Below are 17,878 nucleotides of genomic sequence, written 5' to 3' on the forward strand. Positions count from 1 at the left end.
TATGATAAATAAATTAATTCAGAAGATTGAACAAAGTAAAGCACCTATTGTTGTTGGATTAGATCCCATGTTATCCTATATTCCGGAACATGTGAAAGAGAAGGCATTCCAGGAAAAGGGTGAGACATTAGCCGGTGCGGCAGAAGCTATCTGGCAGTTTAATAAAGCGATTGTGGACGCTACCTGGGATATAATTCCCGCGGTTAAACCTCAGATTGCAATGTATGAACAATTTGGTATCGAGGGAATGATCGCATTTAAGAAAACAGTGGATTATTGTAAGGAAAAGGACCTGGTCGTGATTGGTGATATCAAAAGAGGCGATATCGGTTCTACCTCAGCTGCCTATGCAACAGCCCATTTAGGTAAAGTGAAAGTGGGTAACAATTCTTTTTATGGTTTTGACGAAGACTTCGCAACGGTTAATCCTTATTTCGGTTCCGATGGTGTGGATCCTTTTATTGAAGTGTGCAAGGAAGAAAAGAAAGGTTTATTTATACTGGTTAAGACTTCAAACCCATCAAGCGGTGAATTTCAGGATCAATTAATTGATGGAAAACCGCTTTATGAATTAGTAGGCGAGAAAGTAGCCGAATGGGGCGAGAAGTGTATGGGCGATCAATACAGCTATATCGGTGCTGTAGTAGGGGCAACCTATCCTAAGATGGGCAAAATTCTAAGAAAGATTATGCCGAAAACTTATATCCTGGTACCGGGTTATGGTGCACAGGGTGGTAAAGGGAAAGATTTGGTTCATTACTTTAACAAAGATGGTTTAGGAGCTATCGTGAATTCTTCCCGTGGTATTATAGCTGCATATAAACAAGCAGAATATGAAAAATTCGGACCAACTGCTTATGCGGATGCTTCCAGACAGGCAGTAATTGATATGAGAGAGGATATTATGGGAGCGTTAAGCAAGTAATTTCATTAAGAGGTAAGTTTGCACTTGAACAATTAGAAGAATATAAACTACTTGTGTTTCGAATGTTGTGAATGAGCGTTGCAATCATACTAAAGTCTTGCAAATAAAGATCCGTGGCACCATGTAATAACGGTGTCACGGTTTATTCGTTCCTATACATAAAAATATTGTACCAGAATTTATAATTTTATTTTAAAACAGCGTTTCTTAACTGGGTTAAGGCGAGTGACAAAGTCTCTCTTGGACAAGCTATATTAATTCTCTGGAAACCAAGGCCTTCCGGACCGAACATGGTTCCGGCATCCAGCCATAGCTTTGCTTTATTAAGGAGCAGTTCTTCCAATTCTTCTTCCGACAGGCCTAACTGGTTAAAATCAAGCCATACCAGATAAGTTCCCTCCGGCTCGATTAATTTAACCTCAGGAATATGTTTTTCTAAAAATTCTTTTACATATAATAAATTCTCACGTAAGTATTCTTTTAACTCCTTAAGCCATTCCTCTCCATATTCATAGGCTGTCTGGCAGGCAATTAATCCCATGGTGTTTAACTGGCTATAACCGGATTTTACGATTTCTGTTTTAAAGGCGGATTTTAGCTTAGGATTTCCGATTAATACATTGGACACCTGCAGACCTGCCAGATTAAAGGTTTTACTTGGAGCAGTACAGGTGATGGTATTATCTAGAAATTCCGGTTTCAGATTGGCAAAATTAAGATGTTCAAAACCGGAATAGATAAAGTCGGCATGGATTTCATCAGAAACGATTAATACATTATGTTTGATACAGATATCACCTAAACGTATTAACTCATTTTTTGTCCAAACCCTTCCCACCGGATTGTGAGGATTACATAAAATAAATAATTTAACATTATTCTTTATTATTTTATCTTCAAAATCGTTATAATCTATATGATATTTTCCATTTTCATAAACTAAAGGATTATTAATCAGTACTCTTTCATTACTTTTTATGGCTTCGGAAAAAGGATAATAAACCGGTCTTTGAATTAAGACAGCTTCGTTTTCCTTCGTGAAAGCACGTATAGCCATAGCAATGGCAAAAACAACACCGGGTGTTTTAACAAGCCATTTTTGTTCAATCTCCCAGTGATAATGGGAAGAAAACCAGTTACGGAGAACTTCAAAATAATTATCTTTAACATCCGTATAACCAAATATCCCATGATGGCTGGCTTTTACCAGAGCTTCTGTAACCTCGGGTACCGTGGGAAAATCCATATCGGCAACCCATAGCGGTAATATATCGGCAGCTTTCCCTCTTTCTACTGCGAAATCATATTTTAAGGAGTTCGTATTTTTTCTGTTAACTACTAAATTAAAATTATATGACATTTTGTATTCCTCCTGGTTTATTGTATTTATATGCCATACACTTAATACAATTTCAGAGCTGAATTTTGCCCTAAAGGCAACTGAAGCTATGAAATTCGTATTAATTGTATGGTATTAGTTTTAATTTAATGCTTGTGCTAAATCAGCTATTAAATCATCCGCATCTTCAAGACCCACAGATAGACGCAGTAAACAATCATTGATACCTCTTTCCAGGCGTTCTTCTATAGGAACATCTGCATGGGTCTGAAGCATAGGATAGGTTATCAAGGTTTCTACACCACCTAAACTTTCTGCAAACAAAACTAATTGAATTCGTTCCAATAACCGGATGGCAGTCGCTTCACTGTCGACTTCAAAAGAAATCATGGATCCGTATCCCGTTGACTGTTTTGTGGAAACCGCATAACCTGGATGTTCAGGCAGACCAATATAAAATACTTTTTTTATTTTTTCCTGGGTTTTAAGCCAATTTGCTAATTTGATCGCATTATCCTGCTGGCGGTCCATACGCACAGCAAGAGTTTTAATCCCGCGGATTAATAACCAGCTGTCAAAGGGAGAGAGACAGGCGCCGGTAGTCTTATAAATGAAACGGAGTTTTTCTGATAAATCTGCTTTATTAGTTACTAAAAATCCGGCTAACGTATCATTATGACCGCTTAAATACTTGGTGCCGCTGTGTACTACAATGTCAGCGCCTAATACAAGAGGCAGCTGGTAATATGGTGTGAGGAAAGTATTATCAACAATGACCAGGAGTCCAAAGGCTTTTGCTAATTCACAAACTGCGGCAATATCGGTTATCTGCATCATGGGATTTGTCGGGGATTCTATATAGACCGCTTTTGTGTCCGGGCGAATCAGGTCACGAACCCCATCCAGGTCTGCCGTATTAACATAATCAATTGTAAGACCGTTCTTACGGGAGATATGTTCAAATAAACGCACTGTTCCGCCGTATAAATCTCCTGAAGCTATAATATGGTCTCCAATGGAAAAGAGCTCCATAAGAGCTGTGATTGCAGCCATTCCCGTTGAAAAAGCCAATGCATCGGTGCCTTGTTCCAAATTGGCTACCACTTTTTCTAAATGTTCTCTGGTGGGGTTTTGCAGGCGAGAGTAATCATAACCTGTACTTTTACCGACTCCCAGGTGGGCAAAGGTTGCCGATTGATAAATTGGAACGCTGACAGCTCCGGTAGTATGAGTATTATTTTCAGCTCCATGTATACAAAGAGTTGATATATCCATATTTTTTCCTCCTTAAATTTCGTTTGCTAAACAAATATAATGTTCCTAAGTTATAGATAGACAGGAATAAGAAAGAGTCTGGTCTACCAGACTTTTGCGCTGACGCGCTGTCATTTTTGTGACAATCCACCCTAAAGGATAGTATCCTTTTGTCTGTTCATGTGCATCCTGCCGGTCGGGCTTTTTATTACATAGGGTTGTTTGGAGAACTTTCCTATGTAATAAAAAAACTCGCCTTCTTATACATTAAGAAGACGAGTAAAACCCGTGATACCACTTCAATTTATCTGTTCATTACTGTAACAGACCTCTAAGAGTACGATATTAAATATCTAATTATACTCGTTTGCTGTAACAGGCAATCCTGTCGAATTCTAAATGCAATATAGTCTAAAAATAACTAAGTTAATATAGATGAATATATTACAATTCAAACCGCCACTCCTGAGCCATATTCAGTCATTTTTCATCTGCTTTTTTCCACCGCCAAAGCTCTCTGTAAGACTTTTAATCACTTACTCTCTCATTCCTAGTGTTTTACTATGAAATTGATAAAAGTATAGCAAAGAAATAATATAATGTCAACAGGTATAAATGTTAAATGTTTTTTAAGGAGAAACTAACGGTTATTGTTCACAGGCAACAACGCGACGTGTTATTGTTCACGAAACTGCTGCTTTTGCAGGGGAGTGAACAGTAACAATTAACGGTTTATATACCAACAGCACGCGTATAAACTTTTAACCAGTCTTTTTCTTCCGGGGTAAGATAAGGGGATAACTTTTCATATACTTTTTGATGATAATCGTTTAACCTTTTAATTTCAGCAGGTGACATGAAAGAGACATCTACAGCATCTAAATCAATAGGAGCAAATGTTATATGTTCAAAATACATAAACTGGCCGTATTCATTTTTTTCACCCTTATGGCAGACCAGTTCATTTTCTGTTCGAATTCCATGACTGCCCTCGATATAGACACCGGGTTCATCTGTTGTAACCATACCTTCCTCTAGTACACAACCGTCATCTCTCTCGGGTACTTTCTTCCAGCGGAAACCATTAGGAGCTTCGTGTACGTTAAGAAGATAACCGACACCATGACCGGTTCCGCACTTATAATCTAAATTCATATCCCAGATGGGGCCTCTTGCTAATATATCCAGATTCAATCCGATACAGCCATGCAGGAATTTTGCATCTGCGAGATTTAACATACTTCGCAGTACTGCCGTAAAGTGTTTTTTCAGTTCATCACTGATTTCTCCAAGAGCCATGGTTCTGGTAATATCAGTAGTACCCTCGTAATATTGCCCGCCGGAATCTACTAATAATAATCCCTCCGGCTTTAGCACAGCATTACTGTCCTCGTTGGCAGAATAGTGCATCATGGCAGCATTCGCTTTGTATGCGCAAATGGTATCAAAACTTAATTCAATAAAACCGTCCTGTTCTCTTCGGCGATCTTCCAGATAGTCGCTGGCACTAATCTCAGTAATTTCTGTCTTACCGATCTGAGTTTTCAGCCAATACATAAACTTGGTAAAAGCAACGCCGTCTTTGATATGAGCTTTTCTCAAATTCTCTATCTCAACCGGATTTTTCATAGCTTTGAAAAGTACGGTGGGGTTGGCAGCATCAATTATATTGATTTCTGGATTAAGATTCCTGTAAATAGCATAGTTTACTTTCTTAGAATCGAGCAGTACGGACATCTGAGAGGAAAGACTCGTTACAAAGGAATAAATCTCCGCATAATCCTTTAATTCAATCTGATCCGAAGCTAATTTATCTCGAATCTCGTCAGATAACTTATCTTGATCCAGGAATAAATAAGCATGTTCCAGAGTTATAACTGCATAGGATAAAACTACCGGATTGTAAGTAACATCATTACCTCTGATATTAAAGAGCCAGGCGATGTCATCTAAAGTAGTAATAATATGAATGGTAGCTCCTGATTTTTTCATTTCGTTTCTGACATCCTGCAGTTTATCTGATGTGGATCTGCCGGAATATTTTTCTTCTAATAAAAATGCCGGTTCCATCGAAAGAGCAGGACGGTCTGACCATATGATGTCTACCAGGTCTTTCTCATATTTTATGGTTATATTTTTTACCTGTAATTTTTCTTTTAAATTTAAGCCGAATTTTGCATTTATAATTCTGCCATCAAAACCAAGCGTTCCGTCCTGTTGTAATCTGTCTAATAAAAATTCTTCAATGCTAGGGACCCCTTCCTCACCCATCTTAAAGAGGGTTATTCCGGTATCAGCCAGCTGTCTTGCAGCTTGAATGAAATATCTTCCGTCTGTCCAAAGCCCGGCTTCCGTTAAAGTAACTACTAAAGTGCCTGCGGAACCGGTAAAACCGGACATATACTTTCTTGCCTTAAAATAATCGCCCACATATTCAGATTCGTGAAAGTCAGAAGTAGGAATTATATAGGCATCCATTTGATTTTCAGCCATTAATGCTCTTAAATGCTGGATTCTTTCCTTTATCATGATATCCTCCTTACATAGTTTTAGCGGGTATTCTTAAAACCGCTACGCTGTGGCTTAACCTTATACCAGTCAGGCAGGTATTTCAGCCGATACATAAAGTCCACTGAAACAAGAAAGAACCTAACTCCTGCATAGACTTATGCTTTGTGAGCAGGCACTTACTTGTAAGGTTAAAAAGCGACATAAATGCATGAATCCGGCAGTTATGTCGCAAATCTGTTGATTGTTATCTTACTATATATTTAAAGTTTTTCCGGTTCATCGTATGTTTCACCAAATAATTCAACCGTTACAGATTTCATTACCTGTGGATCCAGCGGACGATCGGAATAATCTGTTTTTGTTTCAGCTATTTTGTTAACAACTTCAAGCCCTTCAATTACTTTACCAAAAGCTGCGTAAGAACCATCTAAATGAGGTGAATCTTTATGCATAATAAAGAATTGAGAACCTGCTGAATCAGGCATCTGGGATCTTGCCATGGATATAACCCCCGCAGTATGTTTTAGGTTGTTTTCAAAGTGATTATAAGAAAATTCACCTTTTACCTGGTAACCGGGACCTCCCATACCGGTACCCTCAGGATCTCCCCCCTGAATCATAAACCCACGTATAACCCTGTGAAAAATAATACCATCATAAAACTTTTTCTGAACTAATGAAATGAAATTCTTAACAGTATTAGGGGCAATGTCTGGATAAAGTTCAATTTTCATTACATCGCCATTTTCCATTTCGATTGTTACTATAGGATTTTTCTCTGCCATTTTTTTTATCCTTTCTAAAGTCAAATGTTTACATTGGACAATTATATCATATATTATGTTGGGTGTCTAATTAAATTATTAAATATTCTATTAGTTATTGACATGAAATTTACATGCAGATAATGTAAATAAATATTTTTTTGTTATAAATATATTCAAAATTGTGCGATTGTTCCTTAAATAATTTATTTATACAGATTTAAATTTAAAAGTTTGTTTACTCTCGATTATAATTAATGCACAGTGGTATAATAAAGAAAGATGTTTACAGAAAAAGGAGTATTAAAATTAATGACGCTTTTGTCTAAGAAAAATACCGGTCTGAAAAATTATTTCTTCTATTATATGATACCTTTTACAGCAGCATTTCTATTGTTACAGTTTATTATATATTATCCCTTTAGGTCAGGCGGTAAATCTTTTATATGGAATATGGACGGCATCAATCAGCATTATCCTGCATTGGTTTATTACAGTAATCTATTAAAAGACCTGTTTGGGGGTCGGAAAATTCCCATGGTGGATTTCAAATTGGGTATGGGCTTTGATACACTTACTACATTGAATTATTATGCAATCGGCGATCCGATTACTTTACTGACTGTATTTGGCAAGGAAAATAATATGGAAGTTGTGTATCGTTTCCTAATACTCTTAAGATTATATTTATCCGGAATAAGCTTTATGCTGTATTGTATTTATATGAAAAAAAAGGGCTTTTCTTCTGTTCTTGGAGGATTAATCTATGTATTTTGCGGATATGTATTTTATGCCGGAACGAGGCACCCCTATTTTACAAATCCAATGATCTACCTGCCACTCCTTTTTATCGGAGTAGATCTTATTATACAAAAGAAAAAACCGTATCTGTTTGTTATTATGACCTGTATCAGCGCATTAAGTAATTTTTACTTTTTTTATATGCTTACAATTTTAGTTTTAGTCTATGCGCTAATCCGATTTTTTTATACTTATAATAAAAACGAAGACAAATCGGTCTTTCCGTTATTTTTAAGGACAGCTTTACGGGCAGGGCTGTATTATACATTAGGATTGGTTATGGCTTCCTTTATCCTATTGCCCGTCCTTGCAGCATTTATGGGGAATGGACGTTTTAACAGCGGATATCAGATGAATCTGTTCCATTATGATTTAAGTTATTATCTATTAATTATACACTCTTTTATAGCTCCTAATATATCGCCGGGATTTTGGACTCAGTGTACCTTTGCAGCAATAGTCCCTGTGGCAGTATGGATAGTAGTTCGTAACAGAGAATACAGGGAATTAAGGATGGGTTTTATCATTGGAACCATAGGTCTTATGATTCCTTTTATAGGATACCTTATGAATGGCATGTCATATGTCTGCAACAGGTGGGAGTTTGGTTACAGTTTTCTTTTGGCATTTATTGTTGTATCGGTTTACGAGAAAATATTTCAATTAAAAAAGCAGGATAAAATCGTTTTATTAGGGGGTACGGGTCTATATGGAGCAGCAGGACTGATAAAACCTAGTTGGTCTATACTTTTCGCATTTCTTATCTTATGTATCACGGTTTTTAGTGTTCTCTTTTTTAATTTTTACAAAAAATCGAAATATCTTCAGAGAACGGTTATTTTCAGCCTGATATTCTGTAACCTGGCTATCAATGGATATATGACTTACTCCGGTAGATATGGTAATTATGTGAATGAATTCATTGCTTCGGGTGAAGTTGATAAAACCATACGTAATTCGGCAGTGGGTCTTATCCCGGGAATTCGGGATAATTCATTTTTTCGTATAGAGACCTATGGTGATAAATGGCTTAATGAAGCGATCACAGTGGGTTATAATGATGTAAGCGGATATTTCAGCATTATGGATAAAAGAACAGCTGAGTATATGAAAGGTTTAGAAATGTTAAACCAGAAGACATCATACCGGTTTGACAATTTAGATTACCGTACCGGAATTGGTACTTTAGCAGGGGTAAAATATATGATTTCCCCGAAAAAAGACGCCGTACCCTATGGATATAAACTGCTGACTAAGGAAAAATTCAATGATAAGACCTATCGTATCTATGAAAATCAATATGCACTGCCTTTAGGATATACCTATGACAAATATATAACCAGGGATGTTTATGAAAGTCTAACTGCAATACAAAAGCAGGAGGTTATGCTGCAGGCAGTAGTCCTGGAAAAACCTATTAACAGGTATATGGGTATAATACCGACAGAGATGGAATCTGGAAAGGTTATAGGAAATAAAACAAGTTTTTTATCAGAGAAGATTCCTATATCAATTGAATATGGAAAAGGGATATCCTTTCATGATAATTTATTGAAGGTTGAAGAGCCAGGAGCCAAGATTAAAGTATATTTTGACGGAGTAAAAGATTCGGAAGCCTATCTGCGGCTTAATAATTTTAATATAGGTACGGATTTTTACGCCATGAACTTTTACATTAAAAACGAGAAAGGTGTAAATAAAACCATAAATGCCAGATCAGTAATAAATAATGCATATTTTGGCAAAGAAGATTATCTGATTAACCTGGGATATGATAAGGGGCCAATGAGATATTGTGTATTGACTTTTCCCAAGACAGGTATCTTTCATTTAGATGGAATAGAAGGTTATGCTTTACCCATGAGCAATTATATACAGCAGGTAAAAGACAGAAAGTCAGGTGCATTTTATAATATTATGGTCGGAACCAATCAGATAACTGGTATGGCCGATAGCAAAAAGGATTCCATACTGTGCTTATCGATTCCTTATAATAAAGGGTGGTCTGCTTATGTAAATGGTAAAAAGCAGAAACTATTGCAGGCTAACGTCATGTATATGGCACTGGAGCTGGATGCCGGCAAAAATGATATTAAACTGTTTTATACAACACCTTATCTGAAAGCAGGAATCGCATTGTCAGCTGCCGGATGGTTTGTTTTTTTCTGCATTATTATATTTAACTTGATAATAAAGTTAAAATCAGGGAAAAATTATGATAAAGGAGATGAATAATTTGGACAGAATATCTGTTGTGGTACCTTGTTATAATGAAGAAGAAGTTATGCCCCTGTTTTATAAAGAAATGAAACGGGTCATGGATAGGATGAATTATGCCGGGTTTGAAATAATATTTGTTGATGATGGTTCTAAGGATAATACATTACAGATTGCAAAGAATTTGAAAGCTGTTGATGAACGGATCCGTTATATTTCCTTTTCGAAAAATTTCGGAAAAGAAGCAGCTATATTTGCAGGACTTGAAAACAGTACCGGTGATTATGTGGTTATGATGGATGTCGACCTGCAGGATCCGCCCTCCTTACTGGAAGAGATGTACCGTTACGTAAAAGAAGAAGGGTATGATTCTGTAGCGACCCGAAGAGTAACCAGGGAAGGAGAGCCAAAGTTACGTTCTTTTTTTGCCAGGAGATTCTATCATCTTATGAATCATATATCGAAAACAGACATTGTAGACGGTGCAAGAGATTACCGCCTGATGAATAGACAAATGGTTGATGCGATTGTAAATATGAAAGAATATAACCGTTTCTCCAAAGGAATTTTTGGCTGGGTGGGTTTTAAAACAAAGTGGATTGAGTACAACAATATAGAGCGGGCGGCAGGTGAAACAAAATGGTCTTTTCGTAAGTTATTGTTTTATTCTTTTGACGGAATTGTAGCTTTTTCCACCATGCCATTGGGTATTGCATCATTTTCCGGACTCTTTTTATGTTTATTATCCTTTATTGGCATTATTATTGTTATGGTACGATATTTGATTGGAGTGAAATCAGCTTATGGCTGGTCTTCTATGACTTGTATTATTTTATTTGTAAGCGGTTTTCAATTGTTCTGTATGGGCGTGTTAGGACAGTACCTGGCTAAAACCTATCTGGAAGTGAAAGAACGTCCCATATATATAGTAAGGGAAAAAGGTTGAAAAGAAAAATCCTTTTACACTGGAAGAGCTTTACAAAAAATACAGAGGTTACTCATTCAAAGCTCCTTCCTGTATTGTTTAAGATGCCGCCCGAGCGGCAACTTGTATGGAAGTTGAGAAGATGTTGATAAAAATTTGAAAAGACTTAAGAAGGAATAAAAGATAATATAAGGATCTGTTTTTTAATTTAAATGGTTAGTACTATCAATATAATTGCTGTGAACTCTTTATAATTATAAGTATAAAGAATTTACAGCAGTTTTTTATGTTACAGGAGATTGCGTCTTATTATATAAAAAGTGAAATTAATAAGTTGAAAGAAATAAAAATAGAAGGATGCCAGGAAAATAATCATTTTATTATATTGTATTGACAATATTAATAAACTAATATAATATATGTTTATTAATATTATAAACAATAACGTTGGAGGTTGTATGATAAACGATTTAAGTGATTTGGACATAGAAGAAATCAAAAACGGTTACCGATTTGATGAAGAAAATAAAAAATATATCTGCAATCATTGCGGCAAAGAATTTTATACAGGTGAAATATATCCTTTTGAGAATCGTTTTTTTGATTGCCGCTTAGCAGTAGAAATCCATGTAACTAAGGAACATGGGACAGTTTATGATTTACTGGTATCCACAGAGAATAAATATCTTGGACTTACAGAAAATCAAAAAAATCTGTTAGGAATGATAAATGAGGGATTATCGGATAACGAAATTGCAAAACAACTGGGAATTTCACCATCCACCGTACGTCATCAAAAATTTATGTTTCGTGAAAAAGCAAAACAGGCCAAGATGTATCTTGCTGTTTATGAACTGGCTATAAAAGGAAATCCTATTCACGAGAATCTGGTAAACATTCACAGCAATGCGACCATGGTAGATGATAGGTATATCACAACGGTGGAAGAAAGGGATAAAATACTTAAAACGGCATTTTCTTCTCTGGTACCTCTTAAATTAATTGAATTTCCTGCAAAAGAGAAGAAAAAGATAGTTGTATTAAAGAAAATAGTAGAACAGCTTGAATATGGAAGAAATTATGAAGAAAAAGAATTAAACCGCATACTAAAGGGAATTTATCAGGATTTTCCTACCATTAGACGGTATCTCATTGAGTATGGATTTATGGACCGGACTATGGATTGTAAAAAATATTGGCTAAAGTGACTTAATAAGAGAAGGGTTTCGGTGATTATATGAAAGATGATTTTAATATAGAACGGTTTCTGGATGAAGAGAAAAAGATTAAGATATGGCCCGCAAAACGTGATTTAAAGATAGAGATTCTAAAGTATCTGGCTCAAAAATTTGAGACAGGAGTTATCTATACAGAGAAAGAAGTAAATGAAATTATTAAAAACTGGCACACTTTTTCTGATTTTTTTCTGCTGCGGAGGGGGTTGATTGATATGAAGTATTTATCAAGAACAAAAGATGGTTTACAGTATTGGAAAGAGGAAAGGTGATAAAGGGTAGAGTATTAATACATTTTCCGTCATCGGACTGAGAATAGAGAAAGTATAACATATGGGGCTGTCGCTTTAACGATTGAAAAATCATGAAACGGTAGCTCTTATTTTCCTGAAAATACTCTTTCTTTATTTAGTTTATCCTGATTTAGGCTATTTTCCTTAAAAATGAAGTACCTTAATAAACTTAAATGTAGTTTATCAAAATTCATTTAGACGTATGCTGCGATTCATTCTTAGCAGTATTCCTTTCTCTGAAAGTATTCATTCAAGATCTTCTTGCCTTTGTTGTATAAATCTTTTCGCTACTTGAAGAATCTTATTTCATTATTGCGACAGCCCCATATTTAGAATTCACCTCAAAACAGCGGTCAAAAAAGAATATAAGAATTATTTTTCTTGTAATTCGCGCCATTTTATACCTAGATTGGGCGGAGAGTATGCTTTCATTTTATCCAAAAGACTGTTGGGGTCGGTATCCACTAGAAAGAGTTTTTCATTGGATTGGTTCATAAATCCTTCTTGTATAGCTTTAACAATCATGTCAATGAGGGGGTCGAAGAAATGTGCTACATTTAAAATGCCCACTGGTTTGCTATGAATTCTTAATTGAGCCCAACTAAGTATTTCAAATAATTCTTCATATGTTCCGACACCCCCGGGCAATGCAATAAAGCCATCAGATAAATCAGCCATTTTCTTTTTTCTCTCATGCATATCAACGACTTCAATAAAACGAGTAAGATTCGTATTTACAATTTCTTTGGGAAAAAGTCCTTTAGGCATCACACCTGTAGCTTGACCATTATTTTTAAGCACTTGGTTAGACAATTTACCCATTAAACCTACGTTGGAACCGCCATATACCAACTCAATTTTGTTTTGAGCTAATATTTCTCCAAGTTGTAATGCACACTTTTTATATTCAGGTTTATTTCCAAGATTTGAGCCTGAATATACACATATTCTGTTCATCGGTTATCCTCCTAAAAGTATCTAAAATTTTTGTATAACATATACCCCTGCTATAAGCAAAACTACCCCAAATATTCTTTGCGGATTAATCAAATGAACATCATTTCCGAAAAATCCAAAATGATCAAACATAATCGATAAAACAATTTGTCCGCAGATTACCAGACTAAACATATTGGCAAAACCTATTTTAGGGGAAGCTAAAATTGTAATAAAGATATAAAAAGCTCCCAGAAGGCCGCCGGTTAACATCCACCACCGAATACCTTTGAGCATATTTGTGCCATCCGATAATGAATAGGTACCGCTTAATAATGTATAAGAAAGTACTAATCCAAGACCTATTGCACCGACTAAAAAACTTATAAAAGAGGAACAAACAGGACTGCCGACTTTTGAACGAAGCTGCCCGTTTAATCCTGCCTGTAATGTCAAAGCCATGCCAGACACAAGCGAAAGAAAATAGTACAGTAATGCCACGATTCACACCTCCTTTGCCAACTTCTCATTGACTATACTGTATAAGCACATTATAATATTGGTCAAGATATAAGTAAAATCACGATTTAATATAGGAGGTATACTGAAATATTATATGTTTATTAATTTAGAGCTTTATAGGATTTTCTACACGACTGCAAAACTTGGAAGCATCTCCAAAGCGGCAAAAGAATTATATACATCACAACCGGCAGTAAGCCAAGCAATTAAGCAACTTGAGCAAAAGCTGGGAGGAGAATTGTTTTATAGAGATGCCAGGGGTGTTTCTTTGACCACTGAGGGTGAGGTTCTATATCGATATATTGAACAAGGCTATAGCTTGATTCAGGTCGGGGAACAAAAGTTTTCCGAACTGAAACAAATGACGTCAGGGCAGTTGAGATTAGCAGTTTGCAGTGCAGTTTGTAAATATGATTTATTGAAATATATCAGTCAATATAACATCAACTATCCGGACGTTTCTCTGTATATCGAAGATGAATCCAGTTATAAAATAGCCCAATTATTGGAGATAGGAAAAATTGATATAGGAATCATAAATCTTTACAATATTGATAATGGTAATTTCAATATAATTAAGACGATAGAAATGCATGACTGCTTTGTTGTTGGTGAGAAATATAAAGCCTTATGTGACGATTCGATTTCTATTCATATGTTATCTCAAAATTATCCTTTGATAATGCTTCAAAAGGGAGGCAATACAAGGGCAAGTATTGATGAATACTTCCTTTCACATGGAATTAATTTAGCTCCGCAAATCGAGTTAAGTAACTTGGATTTAATCATTGAATTTACTGTCAAAGGATTAGGTGCAGCTTGCGTTATAGAAGAATATGTGCAAAAGGAATTAAAAAATAAATCTCTATATAAGCTTAATATTCAGGAAAAAATGTCGATCCGGAGTTTGGGGATTGTCACCAAAAAGGATATGCCACTTTCAACTGCAGCCCGCAAATTTATTGAGATAATGCGCACATGAACGGGGCTGCTGCAAAATTATAAGGTAATGATCTTGGAACAAAATTTCTGCAAAACATAATCCTTATTCTCTCCCAAGTAATTTACATTTTGAATTTGCAACAGCCCCATATCTTTACGTAGAAATATTTTAATAAAATAACAGTTTTGGACAATGGAACATAAATGCTGTTCTTTTGTGGATAAATTTATTTTAAGGGCTTGTTTTACCAAAATTTTTCGTTTATAATTAGTAAGATTAAAAACAGGAAACCAGTAAAACAGCAGGTATCTAATTATATGGCTGCACAATTCAGGAGATGAAATGATGACCAACACCTTTAAAAAAACAGCAGTGATTACCTCTCATATCCAACTGACAGAGGATATTTTTAGTATGTGGATTATGGACAGTCAGATAGCAGCAAGTGCTAAACCCGGGCAATTTATTTCTTTGTATTGCAAAAGCGGTAACCGACTGCTTCCAAGGCCAATCAGTATTTGCGAAACAAAGAAAGAAAACGGAACATTACGTCTTGTATATCGTGTTGTTGGAAACGGAACAGAGGAAATCTCCCATTATAAAACAGCCGATACGATTGATATATTGGGACCTTTGGGAAATGGCTTTCATTTAGAAGGAAAACGTGCAATTATAGTCGGCGGCGGAATAGGGATACCTCCTATGCTGGAGCTTGTCAAACAGTTAAAGTGTGAAAAACAGATCGTGTTAGGTTATCGTGATAATACCTTTCTTAATGAAGAATTTGGAAAATATGGTGATGTGTATATCTCAACGGAGGATGGAAACGCCGGAATAAAAGGTAATGTGATTGATGCAATTAAAGCAAATAATCTGGTCGGGGATATGATATATGCCTGTGGTCCAACCCCTATGCTTCGGGGAGTTCAGACATATGCAAAAGAAATGGGGATCAAAGCCCAGTTGTCCATGGAAGAGAGAATGGCCTGCGGCATAGGTGCATGTCTGGCTTGTGTATGCAAGTCTAAGGATAAGGATCACCATACTAATGTAAATAATAAACGAATCTGCAAGGATGGACCGGTGTTTTATTCTGATGAAATAGAAATATAGTTTTGGCTGTCAGAATCTTCATACCCGGTTAAAAATGATAGGATTCTTATTAAAGTTTATCCTCTGGAAAGGTAGATTAAGATGAATACAAAAGTAAATATTGCAGGTATAGAATGGAAGAACCCGGTAACCACAGCCTCCGGCTCATTTGGTTCCGGAATGGAATATAGTGAGTTTGTAGATTTAAGTAAACTTGGTGCAGTAACTACCAAAGGGGTATCTAATATTCCCTGGACCGGAAATCCTACACCCCGGATCGCGGAAACGTACGGCGGTATGTTGAATGCCATCGGTTTACAGAATCCCGGAGCAGAGGTATTTATTGAGCGGGACATACCATTTTTAAAGAAATACGATACAAAGATAATTGTTAATGTCTGCGGCAAAACTACGGAAGATTACATCGATGTCGTAGAACGTCTTGCAGAAACCGACGTGGACATGTTGGAAATTAATATTTCCTGTCCTAATGTTAAAGAGGGAGGAATAGCGTTTGGGCAGAATAGCTGCGCGGTAGAAGCCATAACAAAAGAAGTTAAAAAACGTGCCAAACAGCCTATTATTATGAAACTCAGCCCTAATGTAACCGATATTACGGAAACTGCGAAGGCGGCAGAAGCCGGCGGAGCGGATGCCCTTTCCTTAATTAATACCTTAACAGGAATGAAAATTGATATCTATAAAAGAAAATTTGTTTTGGCCAATAAAACCGGAGGGTTATCCGGTCCTGCCGTCAAACCAATTGCAGTCAGAATGGTAAATCAGGTAGCAAATGCAGTGAAACTTCCGATTATAGGAATGGGTGGAATAATGTCCGGAGAAGATGCCCTGGAATTTATTATGGCAGGTGCAATGGCTGTTGCTGTGGGAACTGCCAATTTCATTAATCCTACAGCAACTCTTGAGGTTATTACGGAAATTGAAAACTATATGAGAAAATATAATATAGAAGATATAAAGGAATTAATTGGCTGTGTTAACAGAATATAATAATATAGATAATTAAACAAAATAATCGATTAATTAGTTGTTTAGACTGAATAGAGATAGAAAGAATATCAAAATTTAACGGAGGCTGATACAATGGAACAATACAAGCGGGAATTTATTGAATTTATGGTGGATTGCGGAGTACTAAAATTTGGTGATTTTACAACTAAAAGCGGAAGAAAAACACCTTTCTTTATCAATGCGGGTTTTTACAGAACAGGCTCACAATTAAGAAAGCTTGGTGAATTTTATGCAAAAGCGATTAAGGAAAGCTTTGGACTGTATTTTGATGTATTATTTGGACCGGCATATAAAGGAATTCCTTTAAGTGTTGCAGCATCCATGGCGATCAGCGAATTTTACGGAAAAGAAATCCGTTATTGTTCCAACAGAAAGGAAGTTAAAGATCATGGAGATAAAGGAATTCTTCTTGGCGGACCGATTCTGGATAAAGATAAGATTGTTATTATTGAAGATGTTACAACAGCCGGTACTTCCATTGGGGAAACAATGCCTATCTTAAATGCACAGGGCGATATTACTGCTCTTGGACTAGTCGTATCCGTTGACCGAATGGAAAAGGGTCAGGGGATTAAGAGCGCCTTAGCTGAAATTGAAGAAATCTATGGTCTTAAGACAACGGCTATCGTAACGATGGAAGAAGTAGTTGAACATTTATACAATAAGCCTTATAATGGAAATATAGTTATTGACGATAAACTAAAAGCTGCCATAGATGCATATTATGAACAATATGGGGCTAAGTAAGAGCTAAGATAAGTTTTTAGTATAAAAGGCTGTTCATTGCAGCAGATAGGAGCTAAAAATGAGTGAAAGAATTTATAATACAATGAAATCAGTAGGCGTTGGTAATTTAGTTATGGGAATTCTGTTTATAGTAGCCGGCGTAGCAGGCGGAGTGATAATGATTATCAGCGGCGGAAAATTACTAAAGAAAAAATCGGAAATCCTTTTCTAATTACTTATAGGGACTGTTGTGAAATATAGAATATAACTGATAAGAATTCATGTTACCTGTTTCTTAAGTTATAAACGGAATATTTACAGCAGTCTATTTTTTTCATCCCTTAATTATCTAATATAAATACT

General features: G+C 36.0%; 16 protein-coding genes. 10 read left to right on the forward strand and 6 right to left on the reverse strand.

Features of this window, described 5'->3' with window-relative positions:
* Window position 1 precedes the first annotated feature (1 nt).
* Window positions 2-925 (forward strand): orotidine-5'-phosphate decarboxylase, encoded by a 924-nt coding sequence (pyrF, locus tag RBU59_RS26365; protein ID WP_308145444.1) that lies wholly within the window; start codon window positions 2-4, stop codon window positions 923-925.
* Window positions 926-1,112: 187 nt separating this feature from the next.
* Here pyrF and RBU59_RS26370 read toward each other — a convergent pair whose 3' ends face one another.
* From RBU59_RS26370 to RBU59_RS26385, 4 genes are all read right to left on the reverse strand, one after another.
* Window positions 1,113-2,285 carry a MalY/PatB family protein gene (locus RBU59_RS26370; RefSeq protein WP_308145445.1) on the reverse strand — a complete coding sequence of 391 codons (1,173 nt, stop codon included), beginning with the start codon at window positions 2,283-2,285 and terminating at the stop codon, window positions 1,113-1,115.
* A gap of 120 nt (window positions 2,286-2,405) precedes the next feature.
* Window positions 2,406-3,539: a trans-sulfuration enzyme family protein gene (locus RBU59_RS26375; protein ID WP_308145446.1), complete on the reverse strand. Its 1,134-nt coding sequence runs from the start codon at window positions 3,537-3,539 to the stop codon at window positions 2,406-2,408.
* Between the two features lie 711 nt (window positions 3,540-4,250).
* Window positions 4,251-6,047, reverse strand: coding sequence for an aminopeptidase P family protein (locus tag RBU59_RS26380; protein ID WP_308145447.1), 1,797 nt, complete (start codon window positions 6,045-6,047; stop codon window positions 4,251-4,253).
* Between the two features lie 242 nt (window positions 6,048-6,289).
* Window positions 6,290-6,814, reverse strand: a complete 525-nt coding sequence (locus tag RBU59_RS26385; protein WP_308145448.1) for a peptidylprolyl isomerase — start codon at window positions 6,812-6,814, stop codon at window positions 6,290-6,292.
* Between the two features lie 291 nt (window positions 6,815-7,105).
* Between RBU59_RS26385 and RBU59_RS26390 the strand changes: the two genes are divergently transcribed.
* The 4 genes from RBU59_RS26390 to RBU59_RS26405 all read left to right on the forward strand — a co-directional run bounded on the left by RBU59_RS26390 (window position 7,106) and on the right by RBU59_RS26405 (window position 12,243).
* Complete coding sequence (locus tag RBU59_RS26390) at window positions 7,106-9,829, forward strand: YfhO family protein (protein WP_308145449.1); 2,724 nt, start codon at window positions 7,106-7,108, stop codon at window positions 9,827-9,829.
* Window position 9,830: 1 nt separating this feature from the next.
* Window positions 9,831-10,757, forward strand: coding sequence for a glycosyltransferase family 2 protein (locus RBU59_RS26395; RefSeq protein WP_308145450.1), 927 nt, complete (start codon window positions 9,831-9,833; stop codon window positions 10,755-10,757).
* Window positions 10,758-11,194: 437 nt separating this feature from the next.
* Window positions 11,195-11,944, forward strand: coding sequence for a DUF2087 domain-containing protein (locus RBU59_RS26400; protein WP_308145451.1), 750 nt, complete (start codon window positions 11,195-11,197; stop codon window positions 11,942-11,944).
* A gap of 29 nt (window positions 11,945-11,973) precedes the next feature.
* Window positions 11,974-12,243 carry a DUF2087 domain-containing protein gene (locus RBU59_RS26405; RefSeq protein ID WP_308145452.1) on the forward strand — a complete coding sequence of 90 codons (270 nt, stop codon included), beginning with the start codon at window positions 11,974-11,976 and terminating at the stop codon, window positions 12,241-12,243.
* A gap of 393 nt (window positions 12,244-12,636) precedes the next feature.
* Here the strand turns inward: RBU59_RS26405 and RBU59_RS26410 are convergent, their stop codons facing one another.
* Both RBU59_RS26410 and RBU59_RS26415 read right to left on the reverse strand, forming a co-directional pair.
* A complete protein-coding gene (locus RBU59_RS26410) occupies window positions 12,637-13,221 on the reverse strand; it encodes a TIGR00730 family Rossman fold protein (RefSeq protein WP_308145453.1) in 585 nt (194 codons plus the stop codon).
* Window positions 13,222-13,242: 21 nt separating this feature from the next.
* The gene (locus RBU59_RS26415) at window positions 13,243-13,701 is read right to left on the reverse strand and encodes a DMT family transporter (protein WP_308145454.1); all 459 of its coding nucleotides are present in this window, start codon (window positions 13,699-13,701) and stop codon (window positions 13,243-13,245) included.
* A 115-nt stretch (window positions 13,702-13,816) separates the two neighbouring features.
* Here RBU59_RS26415 and RBU59_RS26420 point away from each other — a divergent pair, with 115 nt between their 5' ends.
* The 5 genes from RBU59_RS26420 (at window position 13,817) to RBU59_RS26440 (ending at window position 17,747) form a co-directional block, all read left to right on the forward strand.
* A complete protein-coding gene (locus tag RBU59_RS26420) occupies window positions 13,817-14,704 on the forward strand; it encodes a LysR family transcriptional regulator (protein ID WP_308145455.1) in 888 nt (295 codons plus the stop codon).
* A 306-nt stretch (window positions 14,705-15,010) separates the two neighbouring features.
* Window positions 15,011-15,778: a dihydroorotate dehydrogenase electron transfer subunit gene (locus tag RBU59_RS26425; RefSeq protein ID WP_308148646.1), complete on the forward strand. Its 768-nt coding sequence runs from the start codon at window positions 15,011-15,013 to the stop codon at window positions 15,776-15,778.
* Window positions 15,779-15,859: 81 nt separating this feature from the next.
* Complete coding sequence (locus RBU59_RS26430) at window positions 15,860-16,768, forward strand: dihydroorotate dehydrogenase (RefSeq protein ID WP_308145456.1); 909 nt, start codon at window positions 15,860-15,862, stop codon at window positions 16,766-16,768.
* A gap of 93 nt (window positions 16,769-16,861) precedes the next feature.
* Window positions 16,862-17,536 carry an orotate phosphoribosyltransferase gene (pyrE, locus tag RBU59_RS26435; protein WP_308145457.1) on the forward strand — a complete coding sequence of 225 codons (675 nt, stop codon included), beginning with the start codon at window positions 16,862-16,864 and terminating at the stop codon, window positions 17,534-17,536.
* A gap of 58 nt (window positions 17,537-17,594) precedes the next feature.
* Entirely contained in the window at window positions 17,595-17,747 is a 153-nt protein-coding gene (locus RBU59_RS26440; protein ID WP_308145458.1) for a hypothetical protein, read from the forward strand.
* The last annotated feature ends 131 nt before the right edge of the window (window positions 17,748-17,878 follow it).

It is taken from the genome of Anaerocolumna sp. MB42-C2, from assembly GCF_030913705.1.
Taxonomy (GTDB): Bacteria; Bacillota; Clostridia; order Lachnospirales; family Lachnospiraceae; genus Anaerocolumna.